The following is a 14,027-nucleotide window of genomic DNA, read 5'->3' as shown; positions in this document are numbered from 1 at the left end:
AACGGTGCTGTTTTCACTCGCCGTCGGCGCCTGTGAATTCTGCCGGGTCGAAGCTGTATTCCTTGGAGCAGAACTCGCAGTTGACGCGGATTTCGCCGTCTTCGACGCTCTCGGCGATTTCGTCGTCGGAGAACCCGTCGAGGATGGCGCTGATCTTTTCGCGCGAACACGAACAGTCGTCGGCGACGGCCTGGCCGGGGAACACGACGACACCGCGCTCATGGAACAGCCGATAAAGCAGCCGTTCGGTGCCGATCGTGGGATCGAACAGTTCGTCCGGCTCGATGGTCGAAAACAGCGCCAGCAGCTCGGCCCAGGCATCGTCGAGATGCACCGGCTCGGCGGCATCGCTTTCGCCGTCGCCGCCCGGCAGGTCGGGCAGGCGCATGCGGTCGGGCGCCTCGGGCAGGAACTGCGCCAGCATACCGCCGGCGCGCCACGATGACCTGCCTCCGGCCTCCGGCAGGACCTGGCGGGCGACCGACAGCCGCACCTCGGTGGGAATCTGTTCCGACTGCCTGAAATAGGTGCGCGCGACCTCCTCCAGCGAGGTGCCGTCAAGCTGGACGACGCCCTGATAACGCTGCATGTGCGTGCCCTGGTCGATCGTCATGGCCAGCACGCCGGTACCCAGCAATTGCTCGGGTGTGGTGTGTCCCTCCTTCTGCGCGCGGGCGAGCCTGGCCTCGTCGAAACGGGCATAGGCGCGCATCGAGCCGCGCGCGGCGAAATCGGCAACCAGCATGTCGACCGGTCCGTCGGACTGGGTCTGCAGGATAAGCTTGCCGTCGAATTTGAGCGAGCTGCCCAGAAGCGCCGTCAGCACCACGCATTCGGCCAGCAGCCGCGCCACGGGCTCAGGATAGTCGTGGCGCCCGAGCATGGTGTCGAGCATCGGGCCCAACTGCACCGCCCGACCGCGCACGTCCAGCGCCTCGACCTGGAACGGCACGATGACGTCGTCGCCGGCATGACCGAAATCGCCGAGCTTCAGTCGTTCACTCACCGGCGCCCGTCCCCGCAAGGCACCAGGCAATCACCGCTTTTTGCGCATGCAGCCGGTTTTCCGCCTCGTCGAACACCACCGAATTCGGCCCGTCGATGACCGCGTCGGTCACTTCCTCGCCGCGGTGCGCCGGCAGGCAATGCATGAACAGCGCGTCGGGCTTGGCGTGCTTCATCAGCGCTTCGTTGACCTGATAGGGCACGAAAACATTGTGTCCGCGAGCGCGGTGCTCCTGGCCCATCGACACCCAGGTGTCGGTGACGACGCAATCGGCATCGCGCACGGCGTCCTCGGGCTTGTTATGGAAGGCGATCCTGGCGCCCTCGCCGCGCGCCCAGGCGACATAGGACGGCTCCGGCTCCGAGCCGGCGGGAACGGCGATGTTAAGCGCGAACTGAAAGCGTGCGGCCGCCTCGATGAGGGAATGAAGCACGTTGTTGCCGTCGCCGGTCCAGGCGAACAGCCGGCCCTTGACCGGGCCGCGATGCTCCTCGAACGTCAGGATGTCGGCCATGATCTGGCAGGGATGGGTGTCGTCGGTCAGGCCGTTGATCACCGGCACGGTCGCATTGGCCGACATCTCCACCAGACGCTCGTGCGAGGTCGTGCGGATCATGATCAGGTCGACATAACGCGACAGCACCTTCGCGGTATCGGCGATCGTCTCGCTGCGGCCGAGCTGCATCTCGGTTCCCGTCAGCATGATCGTCTCGCCGCCGAGCTGGCGCATGCCGACATCGAACGACACCCTGGTCCTGGTCGAGGGCTTGTCGAAGATCATCGCCATGACCCTGCCTTCGAACGGCCGCTCGCGCGCACCCGATTTCAGCACCGCCTTGCGGGCTTTCGCGTCCTCGAGAATGGCGCGCAGGGTCGCCGGCGGCAGCGCCGACAGGTCGGTGAAGTGGTGCGGGCGCCCCGCGCTCCGGGCGTCTTGCGTCACGTCAGGCATCGACGGCCACCTTGGCCAGCTTTTCGGCGGCATCGTGCATATGGCCGAGCGCAAGGCGGATTTCCTCGTCCGACACCGTCAGCGGCGGCAACAGCCTGACCACATTGTCGCCGCCGGGAACCGTCAGCAGGTTTTCGGCGCGGAAAGCCAGCGTGACGGCGGCATTGGGTTGCCGGCATTTCAGCCCCAGCATGAGCCCGGTGCCGCGGAAGTCCTCGAACACGGCCGGAAAGGCGTCGACGAGTTCGGCCAGGCCCTGGCGCAAGAGCAGGGACTTGCGGCTGACCTCGTCCAGAAAACCGTCCTCCAGCACGATATCGAGAACGGCGTTGCCGACCGCCATGGCCAGCGGATTGCCGCCGAACGTGGTGCCGTGGACGCCCGCCGTCATGCCCGTTGCGGCGTCGTCGGTCGCCAGACAGGCGCCGAGCGGAAAGCCACCGCCAATGCCCTTGGCGATCGCCATGATATCGGGTTCGATGCCGGCCCATTCATGGGCGAAAAGCCGCCCCGTGCGCCCGACGCCGCACTGGACCTCGTCGAGGATGAGCAGAATGCCGTGCTTGTCGCACAGGTCGCGCATGGCTTTGAGCATGTCGTTGGGGACGGTGCGAATACCGCCCTCGCCCTGGACCGGCTCGACGAGGATGGCTGCCGTTGCCGGCGTAATCGCGCTTGTCAGCGCCTCTAGGTCGCCGAACGGCACCTGGTCGAAGCCATCGACATTGGGGGCGAACCCCTCCAGATATTTCTTCTGGCCGCCGGCTGCGATCGTGGCCAGCGTGCGACCGTGAAAGGCGCCTTCGATGGTGATGATGCGATTGCGCTCCGGCCGGCCGGCGACATAATGATAACGCCGCGCCGTCTTGATCGCACATTCCAGCGCCTCCGCACCGGAATTGGTGAAAAACACCTTGTCGGCGAAGGTGTTTTGCGTCAGCTGCTCGCCGAGCCGGCTCTGGCCGGGAATCTCGTAAAGATTGGAAACGTGCCACAGCTTGCCGGCCTGCTCGCCAAGGGCGGCGACCAGATGTGGATGGGAATGTCCGAGCGAATTCACCGCGATGCCGGCGGCGAAGTCGAGAAAGCGCTCGCCGTCCGACGTGATCAGCCAGCTGCCCTCGCCGCGCTCGAAGGCGAGCGGGGCCCGTGCAAATGTCTCGTACAGCGCTGAACCAGTCATGAACGCACGCTCCGTTCCACGTTTCGGATCGGCCGCAAAGCCTTGCAAATACCGGCCGTGGCCACCAAATCAAAAAGCCGCCCTCCGGGCGGCCGCACCGTCAGCATATCGGTTTTTTTGCCGCCGGAGTCAATGTTGCGGCCAGGCGCGGGACCGGGCCGGAATCCCGTCGGGCCCGACTGCCGGCGGCAAGTTGGGGAAAACCGCAAAATAGGATTCAGCAAACCGGCCCGACTCTTGTCACGGAGTCAGCCGCTATTGTAGTTTGGGGGTAAGAAAAAACTACATTTCGTGCGGCGGACAATCTCACCGGGTACATTTCGTGTCCTCCTGGAACTTGCCAGGGCGAGGAACGATTCCGATTCCGCCACCCGAAGACACCAGGAGCGTAAGCGGATGAACTGGACGGATGAAAGGGTCGAACTGCTGAAGAAGCTGTGGGCGGAAGGCCTCAGCGCCAGCCAGATCGCGGCCCAGCTGGGCGGCGTCAGCCGCAACGCCGTGATCGGCAAGGTTCATCGTCTGAAGCTTTCCAGCCGCGGTCGCGCTTCGGCCGCGCCAAACCGGACGAAGAAGACCGCGCGCCCCGGCGCCGCCGGCAAGCCCGCGCCGCGGTCGTCGGGCGCGCGCGTGCTGCCGCAAACGGTGGGCGCCACCGCGCTCAACACGGCCCTCGACGCCGACGCCGCCCCGCGTCCCATGCCGCGGCCGGCCGAGAATGTCGTGGTGCCGATCTCGCGCCGCCTGTCGCTGGCCGACCTGACCGAGCGGACATGCAAATGGCCGAACGGCGATCCGCTGCATGAGGATTTCCACTTCTGCGGCAATGAAACGGGCGAAAGCGGCCCCTATTGCACCTACCACTCCCGCCTTGCCTTTCAACCGGCCTCCGAGCGTCGTCGCCAGCGTTGACCGAGGCGCGGGGCGACCGCGTTCTCTCAAAATTGCGCTTGCTGCGCCTCGACCGGTGCGGGCTGTCGGGGCTGTGAACCGTTCAGGCGGCCCGCCGGCCGGCGGGCTCATTTGGTCGGGATGACGACCTTGTGGCTCTTGTCTTCCTTGGGGCGCTCGGCCGGCATCTGATCGCCGGTCACGATGTGATAGACGGTTTCGGCGATGTTGGTGGCGTGATCGCCGATGCGCTCGATGTTCTTGGCGCAGAACAGCAAATGGGTACATGAGGCGATGTTGCGCGGATCCTCCATCATATAGGTGAGCAGTTCGCGAAACAGCGACGTGTACATGGCGTCGATATCGTCGTCGCGGTCGCGCACCTGGCCGATACGGGCGACCGAGCGCGTGGCGTAGGCGTCGAGTACTTCCTTCAATTGCGTGAGCGCGAGCTGGGCCAGCGCCTCGAGCCCGCGAAAGAGCTGAATGGGCTGCGCCGCGTTGCTCAGCGACACGACGCGCTTGGCGATGTTCTTGCCGAGGTCGCCGACACGTTCGAGGTCCGAGGATATTCTGATCGCGCCGATGATTTCGCGCAGGTCGTCTGCCATCGGCTGGCGCCGGGCGATGATGATGACGGCCTTGTCGTCGATTTCGCGCTGGGCCTCGTCCAGCGCCATGTCGTCGGCGACGACCTTGCGCGCCAGGTCGGGATTGGAGGCCACCAGTGCCTGGATGGCCTGATCGACCATGCGCTCGGCATGGCCGCCCATGAAGGCGATCCTGTTGGCCAGAAATTTCAGTTCCTGGTCGTAGGCGTTCACGATGTGATCGGACTTCATGGCGGGCCCTCCAAGGCGCAAGGTCGGCCTTCTATACGCCACGCGCATGACCTGAAAAAGAACAAGCCGAACGGGTTGGCGACCGCCCCTCAGGACGAACGGCTCTGGCCGCGGGGAAACTGAACGGTGAAGGCGGCGCCGTCGCCCGGTGACGAACGGATCGCCAGGCGCGCGTTGTAGCGGGTCAGGACATGCTTGACGATGGCCAGGCCCAGCCCCGTTCCCTTCTGCGCCCGGCTGGTTTCGGCGTCGACCCGGTAGAACCGCTCGGTCAATCGCGGGATATGCTCTTCGGGAATGCCGGGGCCGAAGTCGCGGACCGTCACGCTGGGGCCGATCTGGTCTTCGCCCGCCCCCGCATCAAGCGACACCACCACCTTGCCGCCGGACTGGCCGTATTTGCAGGCGTTTTCGACCAGGTTCTCGAACACCTGGATCAACTCGTCAGGCTGGCCGAGAACGTCCACCGGCGCGACCGGCATCTCCTTGACGATCGTCACGCCCACCTCGGCGGCCAGATGGCTCATCGCGTCGACGACGCGGTCGATCACCTGGTGCAGGTCGACCGCCCTCGACGGCGCGGCATAGGTCTTCATCTCCAGACGCGACAGCGACAGCAGGTCGTCGATCAACCGCGCCATGCGCGCGGTCTGGTCCTGCATGATCTGCAAAAAGTGATCGCGGGCCTTCGCGTCGTTGCGGGCCGGGCCGCGCAGGGTCTCGATAAACCCGGCAACCGAGGCGAGCGGGGTGCGCAGCTCGTGGCTGGCATTGGCGATGAAATCGGAGCGCATGCGGTCGATCCGCCGCGTCTCGCTCTGGTCCTTGAAGACCAGCACGAAAAGCCCGGTGCCATGGCCGATCGGGCGGCCGACGACGCGGAACCAGCGCTCGATCGGAACGCGCTCGGCATAGTCGGTCACATGCGGTTCGGCCACGCCGTCGCGCAGCCCGCTCAGGAAGGTCTGGAATTCCGGCGTGCGGAACCGCAACTGGATGAGCGTGCCGGCTCCAAAATCGCCAAACGCGGCGCGGGCGGCATCGTTGGCGTAGACGATCGCGCCCGCCTGGTCGATCATCACCAGGGGATCGGGCATGGCGGCGGCGAGAAATTCGGCCGAACGGGGCAGCAGCCCCGTTGAGGACGCCGCAGCCGCGCTGCCGGAGACCGGCTCCTTCTTGCGCTCGCCGGGCCCGCCGGCGGCAACGCCCAAGACCGCGGCCATCGCAAGCCCCGCGACCAGCCAGTCGACACCGCCGAGCCAGGCCAGGAAGGCGATCGCCGCGCACCCGGCCGCAACGACCCATTTGGCGCGCGCCAGATTGGACGCGCCGCGCCGCAGCCAGCCAGGTGTCTCACCATCAAACGTCATCGAGCCCAACGCGCCCCGCCCTTGTGCGGCCGGTGCGCGGGACGCTGGGAAACGACCCGCTGCACTGGACGCCTGCCGGAGCGGCCCATAGCATGGCCGCGACCGCAATTCGGAGAAAAATCAATGTCCAAGGCCGACCTCGCGCATCCTGAACTGAAGACAGAACCGATCAAGCTTACCATCGACGGCAAGGAACGCGTGTTCGACATCAACGATCCCAAGCTGCCGGACTGGATCAAGGACAAGGATATGGCGTCGGGCGGCTATCCCTATGCCGACAAGATGGACAAGAAGGCCTACGAGGACCGGCTCGAACGGCTGCAGATCGAGCTGGTCAAGCTGCAATACTGGCTGCAGGCCAGCGGTCATCGCGTCATGTCGCTGTTTGAGGGGCGGGACGCGGCGGGCAAGGGCGGCACCATTTTCGTCATCCGCCAATACATGAACCCGCGCGTGGCGCGCAATGTCGCGCTGCCGAAACCGACCGAGGTCGAGCGCGGCCAATGGTATTATCAGCGCTATGTCGAGCATTTCCCGACCGCGGGCGAGTTCGTCACCTTCGACCGCTCCTGGTACAACCGTGCGGTCGTGGAGCCGGTGATGGGCTTCTGCACGCCCGCGCAGACCGAGAAATTTCTCGGCGAAACGCCCTCCTTCGAGCGCATGATCGTCCATGAAGGCATTCATTTCTTCAAGTTCTGGCTGAATATCGGCCAGGAGATGCAGCTCAAGCGTTTCCACGACCGGCGTCACGACCCGCTGAAAATCTGGAAATTCTCCCCGATCGACATTGCCGGCATGGGGCTTTGGGACGAGTACACGCAACGTCGTGACACGATGATGAAACGCACGCATTCCGCCCACGCACCATGGACCGTGCTGAAGACCAACGACAAGCGGCGCGCACGGCTGGCGGCGATCCGCCACATTCTGTCGTCGTTGCCCTATGACGGCCGCGACGACGCGCTGATCGGCGACGAGGACGACAAGATCGTCTGCGCCGGGCCCGAGATCATCGGAAGCTGACGCGCGGGCCGGCCGGCCGCGGCGGCATGCGGAAGCGCGCATGCGGGTTGCCGGCCGGCGCCTCGGGCGCGGCATGGCGCTTGTGCGGCGTCTTTTCCCAATAATGCGGCCACCAGCAGATCTGCCAGCAGGCACGCAACGCGGCCGCCGACATCAAGAGCCAGTAGCCCGGCGTCAGCGCGACATTCTTCCAGAAGCCGCGCCTGTCGGTCCTGTCGAGGCAGCGGTAGCCCAGAACCAGAAACGTGCCGTATCCGAGCGCCATGTTGAAGAGCGCGAGCGTCAGCAACGCGGCGTCGCCGCGGCCGAGCGTGCCGGTCCAGGCCAGCTTCGCGCCCAGATACGAGATACTTGTCAAAAGGAGGGGATGCGCGAGCGCCGAGGCAACCATACCGGCGAACATGATCTGGATCGTGATGAACGACGCCGCCCCGACGTCACGATATAACCGCGCCGGCCGGCGCATGTGAACGAACCAGGTCTGGATCCAGCCCTTGAACCAACGTGTACGCTGGCGCAGCCAGACCCCGACCTCGTCGGGGGCGTCCTCCAGGGTCGGGCAGGTGATGGTCTCGCAACGATAGCCGAACCGCGCGAGGCGGGTTCCCAAATCCGCATCCTCGGTAACGTTGTAGGGATCCCAGCCACCGACAGCGATCAGCGCGCGTCGACGGAAATGGTTGGACGTGCCGCCGAGCGGAAAACTGAGCCCATGCCGCGAGAGCCAGGGCAGGATGCCGTTGAAATGCAGCGCATATTCCATCTGGAACATGCGCGGCAGCACACCGGCTGCGGCATTGGCCACCACCAGCGGCGCCTGCAGGCAGGCGAGACGTCCGCCCCCGTCACGGAAACGCCGCCAGGCCTCGAGCAATTGCATGGGATGCGGCCGGTCCTCGGCGTCGTAGAGCGCTATCAACTCGCCGCCGACCGCCGGCAGCGCGAAGGCAAGCGCCTTCGGTTTGGTGCGCGGTTGGCAGGGCGGCACCCGAATGACTTCCATCCACGGTCGCAACCGTTGGCGGGCGATGGCGGCGAGCGTAGGCGCGTCATCGGCTTCGCAGACGAACTTGATCTCCAGCTTGCTGCGCGGCCACACGATCCGGGCGAGCGCCTTGAAGAGGTCGTCGATAACCTCCGCTTCCGAATGCAAGGCGATCAGGATGGTGTAAACCGGCAAAGCATGCGCAGGCGCGGCCGCGACCGCAGGTGGACGCGGCGCGGCCGGGCGTGCCCGCATCAAGGCAGCCACGCGTAGCCCGACGCACATCAAAAAGACCGCGGTGATGACCGCGAAGGCCGACCAGACCGTGACCCCCGGCGCCAGAGCATAGGCGACCGGCACGCCAACCAGCAGCAGACCGAGCATCAAACCCTGCCAGGAGGTCGCGCCCTGGCGGGCCGAAAATTCCGGGCGGGTGGCGAAGAGGCCGCGCAACGCGTCGTCCAGCAACAGCCGGCGCGCCAGATGCAGCAATGCCGCGCGCAGACGCCCCGGGGCGACCAGGCGCAGGCGGCCGACAAGATCCGCGCGACCGGCAAAGCGGCGGCGCGCCTCGCCGGGATTAAGCGTCGTCGACGACAACAGCACGTGAGACTGGCCGCCGGCCTCGGTCCGCACGTGGAGCTGGCCGCGCGGCCGGCCAAGCAGCATGCGCAACTCGTGGTCGCGCAGGACGAGCGCGCGCGGCGACACGACTGGCTCAAAATCAAGCCCGATTTCTACCGCCAGCCCGCGATAGAGCGCATCCTCGGGCAATACGCCGGCAACGTGTAGTTCGTCGAGAAGCTCGGTCCCGTTGAGATTGGCGCGCGCGGCAAGCCGCAGCGCGTCGTCCTCGGATAGGCGCAGCCGTCGCAGCACCCCGCTCCAACCGCTCAGCCTCGCCATGCCGGCCAGCAGGCGCGCGCCCTCGTGCCACGGAGGCCGCCAGGGGCGCCGCGCCCGCGGCTTCTCGAACCTGCCCGACACACCGGGCAGCGGCTCCTGGCAGCCTTCTTCAAGGCGCTGTTGCACCATCTCCCCTCCCCCCGCGAAATGCGCCCGGACCTGTTGTCCCCTCGGCCGGGCACGCCTGGTTTGCGGCCGGCGTCAGGCGGCCATGCGCGCAATCCGCTTGAGCCTGCGCAGGGTCGCTTCATCCTGTAGGGCGTCGTGAAACAGCGAGACCTCCCGATCGATGCGCGCGCAAAGCTGGGCGGTGTCGCCCTTCAGCAGGCCCCGGGTCTGCGCAAGCGCCCGAGCCGGCTTCTTGGCCAGTTGCCAGGCGACCCGGGCAGCGGCAGCCTCCGGTTTTTCCGCTTCCAGCAGATCGGTCACCAGGCCGAGCGCGTGCGCCTTTTTGGCGTCCAGCGTTTCGCCGAGGCAGAAGAAGCGGAACGCGTTGGCGTATCCCAGTTTCTCCGGCGCCAGGATGCTGGTCGCGGCATCGGGCACGAGGCCGAAATCGACGAACGGCACCCGAAACGTGCTCTGCACCGAGGCGAAAACCAGATCGCAGTGGAAAAGCACCGTGCATCCCACGCCAACCGCGTCGCCGTCGACGCAGCCCAGAACGGGCTTGGGAAAGGTCGCCAGCATACGGAACATGTCGGTGACGGCCCCGATCAGGGATTGATGCTTGTCCGCGTCGAGGAACTCCGAAAGATCGCCGCCGAGGCAGAAGCACCCCGACAGGCCGCGCAAGACCACCACGCGAACGTCGTCGCGCGCAGCCGCCTCGCGAAGCGCCTGCGCCAGCCGCCGATAGGCCCGATGATCGAGCACGGGGCGGCCATCCTCGTCCGACAAAGTCAGCGCGAGGGTGTGATTGCCGAATTCGATTGTTCGTGTGTCGTCCATGATTTTTCTCCCATCGTCCATGGCCACGCGACGTCGCCGGCGCGCGGCGCCCGATCCGGCATCAGGATGCGCGCCGAAAGACCTCGTCCTCCGGCATGCCGCGGCTCAGCACCGGCGCGTGATGGCTGCGCCGGTTTCGAACCACATCGAGCGTCTGTTCGTTGAAGGTCAGCAGGGTCGCGACGACCTGCTGGCGGCCATAGGTCCGCTGGTAGCCGAGCGGACGGGCCAGGAAGTTGAGCTGCAGGGCGCGCAGCACCCACATCGGCTCGAATTCGATGATGACCTGGTCGACGCCGCGTTCCAGACCCCATTCGACGAAGCCGGCGATCAGCTCGCTGCCGACCGTGGACACACCGCGCCGGCCGTCGCGATGCGCGTGGGCGACTGCGTAGCGGGTCAGTTCGAAGACGTTGGGCCCATGCGGCCCTTCGCCCTCGCACAGGTCCGATAGAACGTCGGTCAACAGGTGCGGGCGCGTGGTCGGCAGCATGCGCTGATAGCCGGCCAGCCGGCCGTTGCGCATGCACAGATGATGGACCGCTTCGTCGTGGTCGAACTGGTCGCTCTCGCGGCTATCGGGGCTGCGAAGATCGTCCCAGCCCATCTCCTCGACAAAGATCTTGTGTCTGAGCCGGCGAACCTCGTCCCACAGATCGGGCCGGGCGGCCAACTCGTTCGTCGTCAGTGCGTAGATCATGCTTCCCTCCTGTGGATGGAAAGAAAAATCTACGACGAGTCCGGCGAGCGAATATTACGCGATCACGTAATGTCCCGGCGCGGTCGGGCAATCAGGAAATGTAGCCGTGGCGGATAGCTTCGGCGACGGCGTGGACACGATTGGCCGCGCCCAGTTTGCGCTTGGCATTGAGCAGGTGCTTTTCGGATGTATGCTCGGAAATTCCGAGGATTTGGGAGATCTCCCACTCCGACTTGCCTTCCGCGGCCCATTTCAGGCACTCGGTTTCACGTGGGGTCAGGTCTGGCCTCTGGTCGAATAGGGCCTGGGCGTTCTGCAATTGCATGGCGCGTCCGATCGCGTAGGTGGAAGCCAGCGACACCACACCCACCCCTTCCGGGGAGATGTCGACGAACTCGCCACCCAAGGACACCATGACGATGGTGCCCTCGATGGTGATCAGAGGAAAGGCGAAGCCGTCCTTGAGTTTGAACTCGCCGGCATCGCCCATAACCTGACGGGCGGTCTTGCCGGCCTGCAGCTCGCTGGTAGCACTGCGCCAGTTCACCATTGTGGGGGAGCGTTTGATATAGGTAACGACCGGATCCTGGTCGACATAGTTGCGCGCCACATAGCGCTCGAGCCAGTCCTGCGGCCAGTCGCACAGCATGACATGGCTTTTTTGCTTGCCCTTGGGCGTTCCCGGCCGCGGTACGGTGCCGGCCATGATCGCGGTCAGGCCAAAACTGCGTGTCAGCCCGAGCAACTGCCGACACACTGTCTCCGGCGTTTCTGCCCGATCCAGCTCTTCGATAAATTGCAGCGTATCGTCGAACTGCCCCATTGTTGACCCCAAATGGCAGGATTGGAATCGCAGCGCACTATAACGTGTGTGGATTTTTCATCTATTAACCGGTGGTTGCAAATCCGACAAACATTTTGGGCCAAGATCCGGAAGGATGAAAATCGCGTGTGCACATGCTAGAGCCGCGCTGGGGGAGTTATACATGCTCAGAGCCTTTTGCACCTTGTTCGTCTATCTGGCGCTGTCTGCGGCTCTGACGGCCGCCGAGCCGGTCGTTCCAAACCTCTGGGACACGCGGGAAAGGCTGGCGAAACCGGACCTCGGCGCGCTGCCGCGCCTGCGTTTCCTGACCACAATCGATTTTCCACCCTTCAATTTCCTCGATCGCGACGGCCGTCTCAGCGGTTTTCACGTCGATCTCGCCCGTGCGATCTGTGCTGAATTGTCGCTCGAGGATCTGTGCCAGATTCAAGCGCTACCGTGGGGCGAACTGTCTTCCGCGCTTGAGGCGGGCCAGGGCGAGGCGATTCTGGCCGGCCTGGCGGTCACCGCCGAATCCCGGCAACTCTACGCGTTCTCGCGCCCCTATCTGCGGCTGCCGGCCCGTTTCGTGGCGGCAAAGGACAAGACCGTCGCTGAACCCCTTCATGAAACTCTGGCCGGCAAGCGCGTCGGCGTGCGCGGCGGCAGCGTGCACGAGAAGATACTGCGAACGCTGTTTCCCGATCTGCGCCCGGTGATCTATTCGCGCTCCGACTGGATGCTGGACGATGTGCGCCAGGGCAAGACCGAGGCGGCGTTCGCCGACGGCATGGCGCTGTCCTTCTGGCTTTCGGGATCCGGGTCGCAGGCGTGCTGCCGCTTTGTCGGCGGCCCCTACCTGCTCCCGGCCTATCTCGGCCCCGGCATGGCGGTGGCGACGCGACGCGACATGCCCGAGCTCGCGGAAGCCTTCGACTACGCGCTGCATCAGATCAACGCCAACGGCACCTTCACCGAACTTTACCTGCGCTATTTCCCGGTCAGCTTCTTCTAGGCCCGGACTTCTCGAGCCGTTCCTCTTTGGCCGGATGCGGCAGCTTGGCGACTGCCGGCCGCAAGGCGCGGAACGGCAGCAACAGCGCCCACACGAGACCGGACGGCGCGTCGCCGCGATAGTCCGAAAGCCCGATTTCCATGCCGTCATGGCCAAGCCGCGGCTGGTCGCGATAGGTGCGAAACAGGCGGTCCCAGAACGGGAAATTGAAGCCGTAATTGGAATCGGTCTCGGCACGGATCGAGGAATGGTGGACCCGGTGCATGTCGGGCGTGACCAGTACGCGCCGCAAGACCCGATCCAGGCCGAGCGGCAGCCTCGCGTTTGAATGGTTGAACATCGAGGTTCCGTTGAGCACGATCTCGAACACCAGAACCGCCAGCACCGGCGGACCGAGCGCAACCACGACCGCCGCCTTCCAGACCATGGAAAGCAGAATTTCCAGCGGGTGGAAGCGCAGGCCGGTGGTCACGTCGAAGCCGGTATCGGCGTGGTGCATCCTGTGGATGCGCCACAAAAGCGGTATCTTGTGGCTGGCGACATGCTCCAGCCAGACGGCGAAGTCGAGCAGGACGAAACCGACAAGCCCGGCAAGACGCGGATCGAGGTTGAAACGACGCAACACACCCCAGCCGCGGCTTTCCGCCCACACCGCCGCCCCGACGGCGGCCGCGGGGAAGATCAGCCGCAGCAGGATCGAGGAGATCAGCACCATCGACAGGTTGGTGAACCAGCGCCGCGCCTTGAGAGCGCCCACCATCTCGGCGCGCTCGAGACGGGGCGACCACAGTTCGAACGCGGCCATGGCGCCGAATATGACAAGAAAGGCGGTCAGGCGCGCGGCCGCCTCGGATATCTCGAACCCCTGCATATTTCCACCACCGGCTTTCCATCGCTCAGGCGGTCAGTGCCACCGCGCAATGGCAAACGCCAATCAACACGCGGTGAGCGCGCTCTTGCGTGCGATCAGACGGTGCGATGGCGCACGACCGCCGCCCGTTCGATCGCCGCCGCCGTCAGCGTGTCGACGCCGAGCTGGGCGCGCAGCAATTGCAGGATGCGAAGCTCCTCGGGCCGCACATGCAGATCGGCCGCGGCGATTTCGACCGCGATCGCGTAGGCGGTGTCGTGCAGGCGTACCGGCACCACCTCCACGATCGAGGCGAGGATGGCATTGAGCGCGCCCTCCTGTTGCAGAACCGCCTGGCTCTTCTTGGCCACGTCCAGCAACGCGTCGGGGTCGAAGCTGGCGAACACCGGCATCGTGCGCACGACACTGCCCATCTTGGCCAGTTCGCGGTCGGTCATGTTGCTGTCGGCCGCCGACACCACCACCATGATGTGGATCAGGGCTTCCTGCACGCTTTCTGGCTTGATCACCGCAAAACTCCG

At 65.4% G+C, this 14,027-nt stretch carries 14 protein-coding genes; 3 read left to right on the top strand and 11 right to left on the bottom strand.

From position 1 onward, the window contains the following. Positions 1-13: 13 nt before the first annotated feature. Genes ACT2B0_RS02165 through ACT2B0_RS02155 form a run of 3 tightly spaced genes read right to left on the bottom strand, consistent with a single transcriptional unit; the run spans position 14 to position 3,141 of the window. On the bottom strand, positions 14-1,006 hold the full coding sequence (locus ACT2B0_RS02165) for an Hsp33 family molecular chaperone (protein ID WP_473460925.1): 993 nt from the start codon (positions 1,004-1,006) through the stop codon (positions 14-16). Next, a complete protein-coding gene (argF, locus tag ACT2B0_RS02160; protein ID WP_473460923.1) occupies positions 999-1,958 on the bottom strand; it encodes an ornithine carbamoyltransferase in 960 nt (319 codons plus the stop codon). Before argF ends, ACT2B0_RS02165 begins: the two co-directional genes overlap by 8 nt. Beyond that, on the bottom strand, positions 1,951-3,141 hold the full coding sequence (locus ACT2B0_RS02155) for an aspartate aminotransferase family protein (protein WP_473460921.1): 1,191 nt from the start codon (positions 3,139-3,141) through the stop codon (positions 1,951-1,953). Before ACT2B0_RS02155 ends, argF begins: the two co-directional genes overlap by 8 nt. Positions 3,142-3,537: 396 nt before the next feature. Here ACT2B0_RS02155 and ACT2B0_RS02150 point away from each other — a divergent pair, with 396 nt between their 5' ends. Continuing rightward, the gene (locus ACT2B0_RS02150) at positions 3,538-4,053 is read left to right on the top strand and encodes a GcrA family cell cycle regulator (RefSeq protein ID WP_473460919.1); all 516 of its coding nucleotides are present in this window, start codon (positions 3,538-3,540) and stop codon (positions 4,051-4,053) included. 107 nt (positions 4,054-4,160) lie between these two features. Here the strand turns inward: ACT2B0_RS02150 and phoU are convergent, their stop codons facing one another. Both phoU and ACT2B0_RS02140 read right to left on the bottom strand, forming a co-directional pair. After that, positions 4,161-4,874, bottom strand: coding sequence for a phosphate signaling complex protein PhoU (phoU, locus tag ACT2B0_RS02145; protein WP_473460918.1), 714 nt, complete (start codon positions 4,872-4,874; stop codon positions 4,161-4,163). Between the two features lie 89 nt (positions 4,875-4,963). After that, positions 4,964-6,247: an ATP-binding protein gene (locus ACT2B0_RS02140; protein ID WP_473460917.1), complete on the bottom strand. Its 1,284-nt coding sequence runs from the start codon at positions 6,245-6,247 to the stop codon at positions 4,964-4,966. A 123-nt stretch (positions 6,248-6,370) separates the two neighbouring features. Between ACT2B0_RS02140 and ppk2 the strand changes: the two genes are divergently transcribed. Next, complete coding sequence (gene ppk2, locus ACT2B0_RS02135; RefSeq protein ID WP_473460915.1) at positions 6,371-7,273, top strand: polyphosphate kinase 2; 903 nt, start codon at positions 6,371-6,373, stop codon at positions 7,271-7,273. On the opposite strand, the gene ACT2B0_RS02130 is transcribed toward ppk2, so the two are convergent. The 4 genes from ACT2B0_RS02130 to ACT2B0_RS02115 form a co-directional block, all read right to left on the bottom strand. Beyond that, positions 7,260-9,293: a glycosyltransferase family 2 protein gene (locus ACT2B0_RS02130; RefSeq protein ID WP_473460913.1), complete on the bottom strand. Its 2,034-nt coding sequence runs from the start codon at positions 9,291-9,293 to the stop codon at positions 7,260-7,262. The genes ppk2 and ACT2B0_RS02130 overlap by 14 nt on opposite strands. A 72-nt stretch (positions 9,294-9,365) precedes the next feature. Continuing rightward, positions 9,366-10,115 carry an enoyl-CoA hydratase-related protein gene (locus ACT2B0_RS02125; RefSeq protein ID WP_473460911.1) on the bottom strand — a complete coding sequence of 250 codons (750 nt, stop codon included), beginning with the start codon at positions 10,113-10,115 and terminating at the stop codon, positions 9,366-9,368. Positions 10,116-10,176: 61 nt separating this feature from the next. Next, positions 10,177-10,815: an acyl-homoserine-lactone synthase gene (locus tag ACT2B0_RS02120; RefSeq protein ID WP_473460909.1), complete on the bottom strand. Its 639-nt coding sequence runs from the start codon at positions 10,813-10,815 to the stop codon at positions 10,177-10,179. A gap of 91 nt (positions 10,816-10,906) precedes the next feature. Continuing rightward, on the bottom strand, positions 10,907-11,638 hold the full coding sequence (locus tag ACT2B0_RS02115) for a helix-turn-helix transcriptional regulator (RefSeq protein ID WP_473460907.1): 732 nt from the start codon (positions 11,636-11,638) through the stop codon (positions 10,907-10,909). 163 nt (positions 11,639-11,801) lie between these two features. On the opposite strand from ACT2B0_RS02115, the gene ACT2B0_RS02110 reads away from it, so the two are divergent. Continuing rightward, on the top strand, positions 11,802-12,635 hold the full coding sequence (locus ACT2B0_RS02110; RefSeq protein ID WP_473460905.1) for a transporter substrate-binding domain-containing protein: 834 nt from the start codon (positions 11,802-11,804) through the stop codon (positions 12,633-12,635). On the opposite strand, the gene ACT2B0_RS02105 is transcribed toward ACT2B0_RS02110, so the two are convergent. After that, a complete protein-coding gene (locus ACT2B0_RS02105) occupies positions 12,622-13,506 on the bottom strand; it encodes a sterol desaturase family protein (RefSeq protein ID WP_473460903.1) in 885 nt (294 codons plus the stop codon). The genes ACT2B0_RS02110 and ACT2B0_RS02105 overlap by 14 nt on opposite strands. A gap of 95 nt (positions 13,507-13,601) precedes the next feature. Then, positions 13,602-14,015 carry a tellurite resistance TerB family protein gene (locus ACT2B0_RS02100; RefSeq protein WP_473460901.1) on the bottom strand — a complete coding sequence of 138 codons (414 nt, stop codon included), beginning with the start codon at positions 14,013-14,015 and terminating at the stop codon, positions 13,602-13,604. Between the last annotated feature and the right edge of the window lie 12 nt (positions 14,016-14,027).

It is taken from the genome of Nitratireductor sp. J20-h4, from assembly GCF_056780505.1.
The sequence above is the reverse complement of the archived record's forward strand: the minus strand, read 5'-3'. Positions and strand labels throughout refer to the sequence as shown.

Excerpts from the sequence above, each read along its gene's own strand:
- ACT2B0_RS02130 (WP_473460913.1), bottom strand. The coding sequence starts at position 9,293 with ATGGTGCAACAGCGCCTTGAAGAAGGCTGCCAGGAGCCGCTGCCCGGT.
- ACT2B0_RS02150 (WP_473460919.1), top strand. The coding sequence starts at position 3,538 with ATGAACTGGACGGATGAAAGGGTCGAACTGCTGAAGAAGCTGTGGGCG.
- ACT2B0_RS02155 (WP_473460921.1), bottom strand. The coding sequence starts at position 3,141 with ATGACTGGTTCAGCGCTGTACGAGACATTTGCACGGGCCCCGCTCGCC.
- ACT2B0_RS02140 (WP_473460917.1), bottom strand. The coding sequence starts at position 6,247 with ATGACGTTTGATGGTGAGACACCTGGCTGGCTGCGGCGCGGCGCGTCC.
- ACT2B0_RS02125 (WP_473460911.1), bottom strand. The coding sequence starts at position 10,115 with ATGGACGACACACGAACAATCGAATTCGGCAATCACACCCTCGCGCTG.
- ACT2B0_RS02105 (WP_473460903.1), bottom strand. The coding sequence starts at position 13,506 with ATGCAGGGGTTCGAGATATCCGAGGCGGCCGCGCGCCTGACCGCCTTT.
- ACT2B0_RS02110 (WP_473460905.1), top strand. The coding sequence starts at position 11,802 with ATGCTCAGAGCCTTTTGCACCTTGTTCGTCTATCTGGCGCTGTCTGCG.
- phoU (WP_473460918.1), bottom strand. The coding sequence starts at position 4,874 with ATGAAGTCCGATCACATCGTGAACGCCTACGACCAGGAACTGAAATTT.
- ACT2B0_RS02120 (WP_473460909.1), bottom strand. The coding sequence starts at position 10,815 with ATGATCTACGCACTGACGACGAACGAGTTGGCCGCCCGGCCCGATCTG.
- ACT2B0_RS02115 (WP_473460907.1), bottom strand. The coding sequence starts at position 11,638 with ATGGGGCAGTTCGACGATACGCTGCAATTTATCGAAGAGCTGGATCGG.
- ppk2 (WP_473460915.1), top strand. The coding sequence starts at position 6,371 with ATGTCCAAGGCCGACCTCGCGCATCCTGAACTGAAGACAGAACCGATC.
- argF (WP_473460923.1), bottom strand. The coding sequence starts at position 1,958 with ATGCCTGACGTGACGCAAGACGCCCGGAGCGCGGGGCGCCCGCACCAC.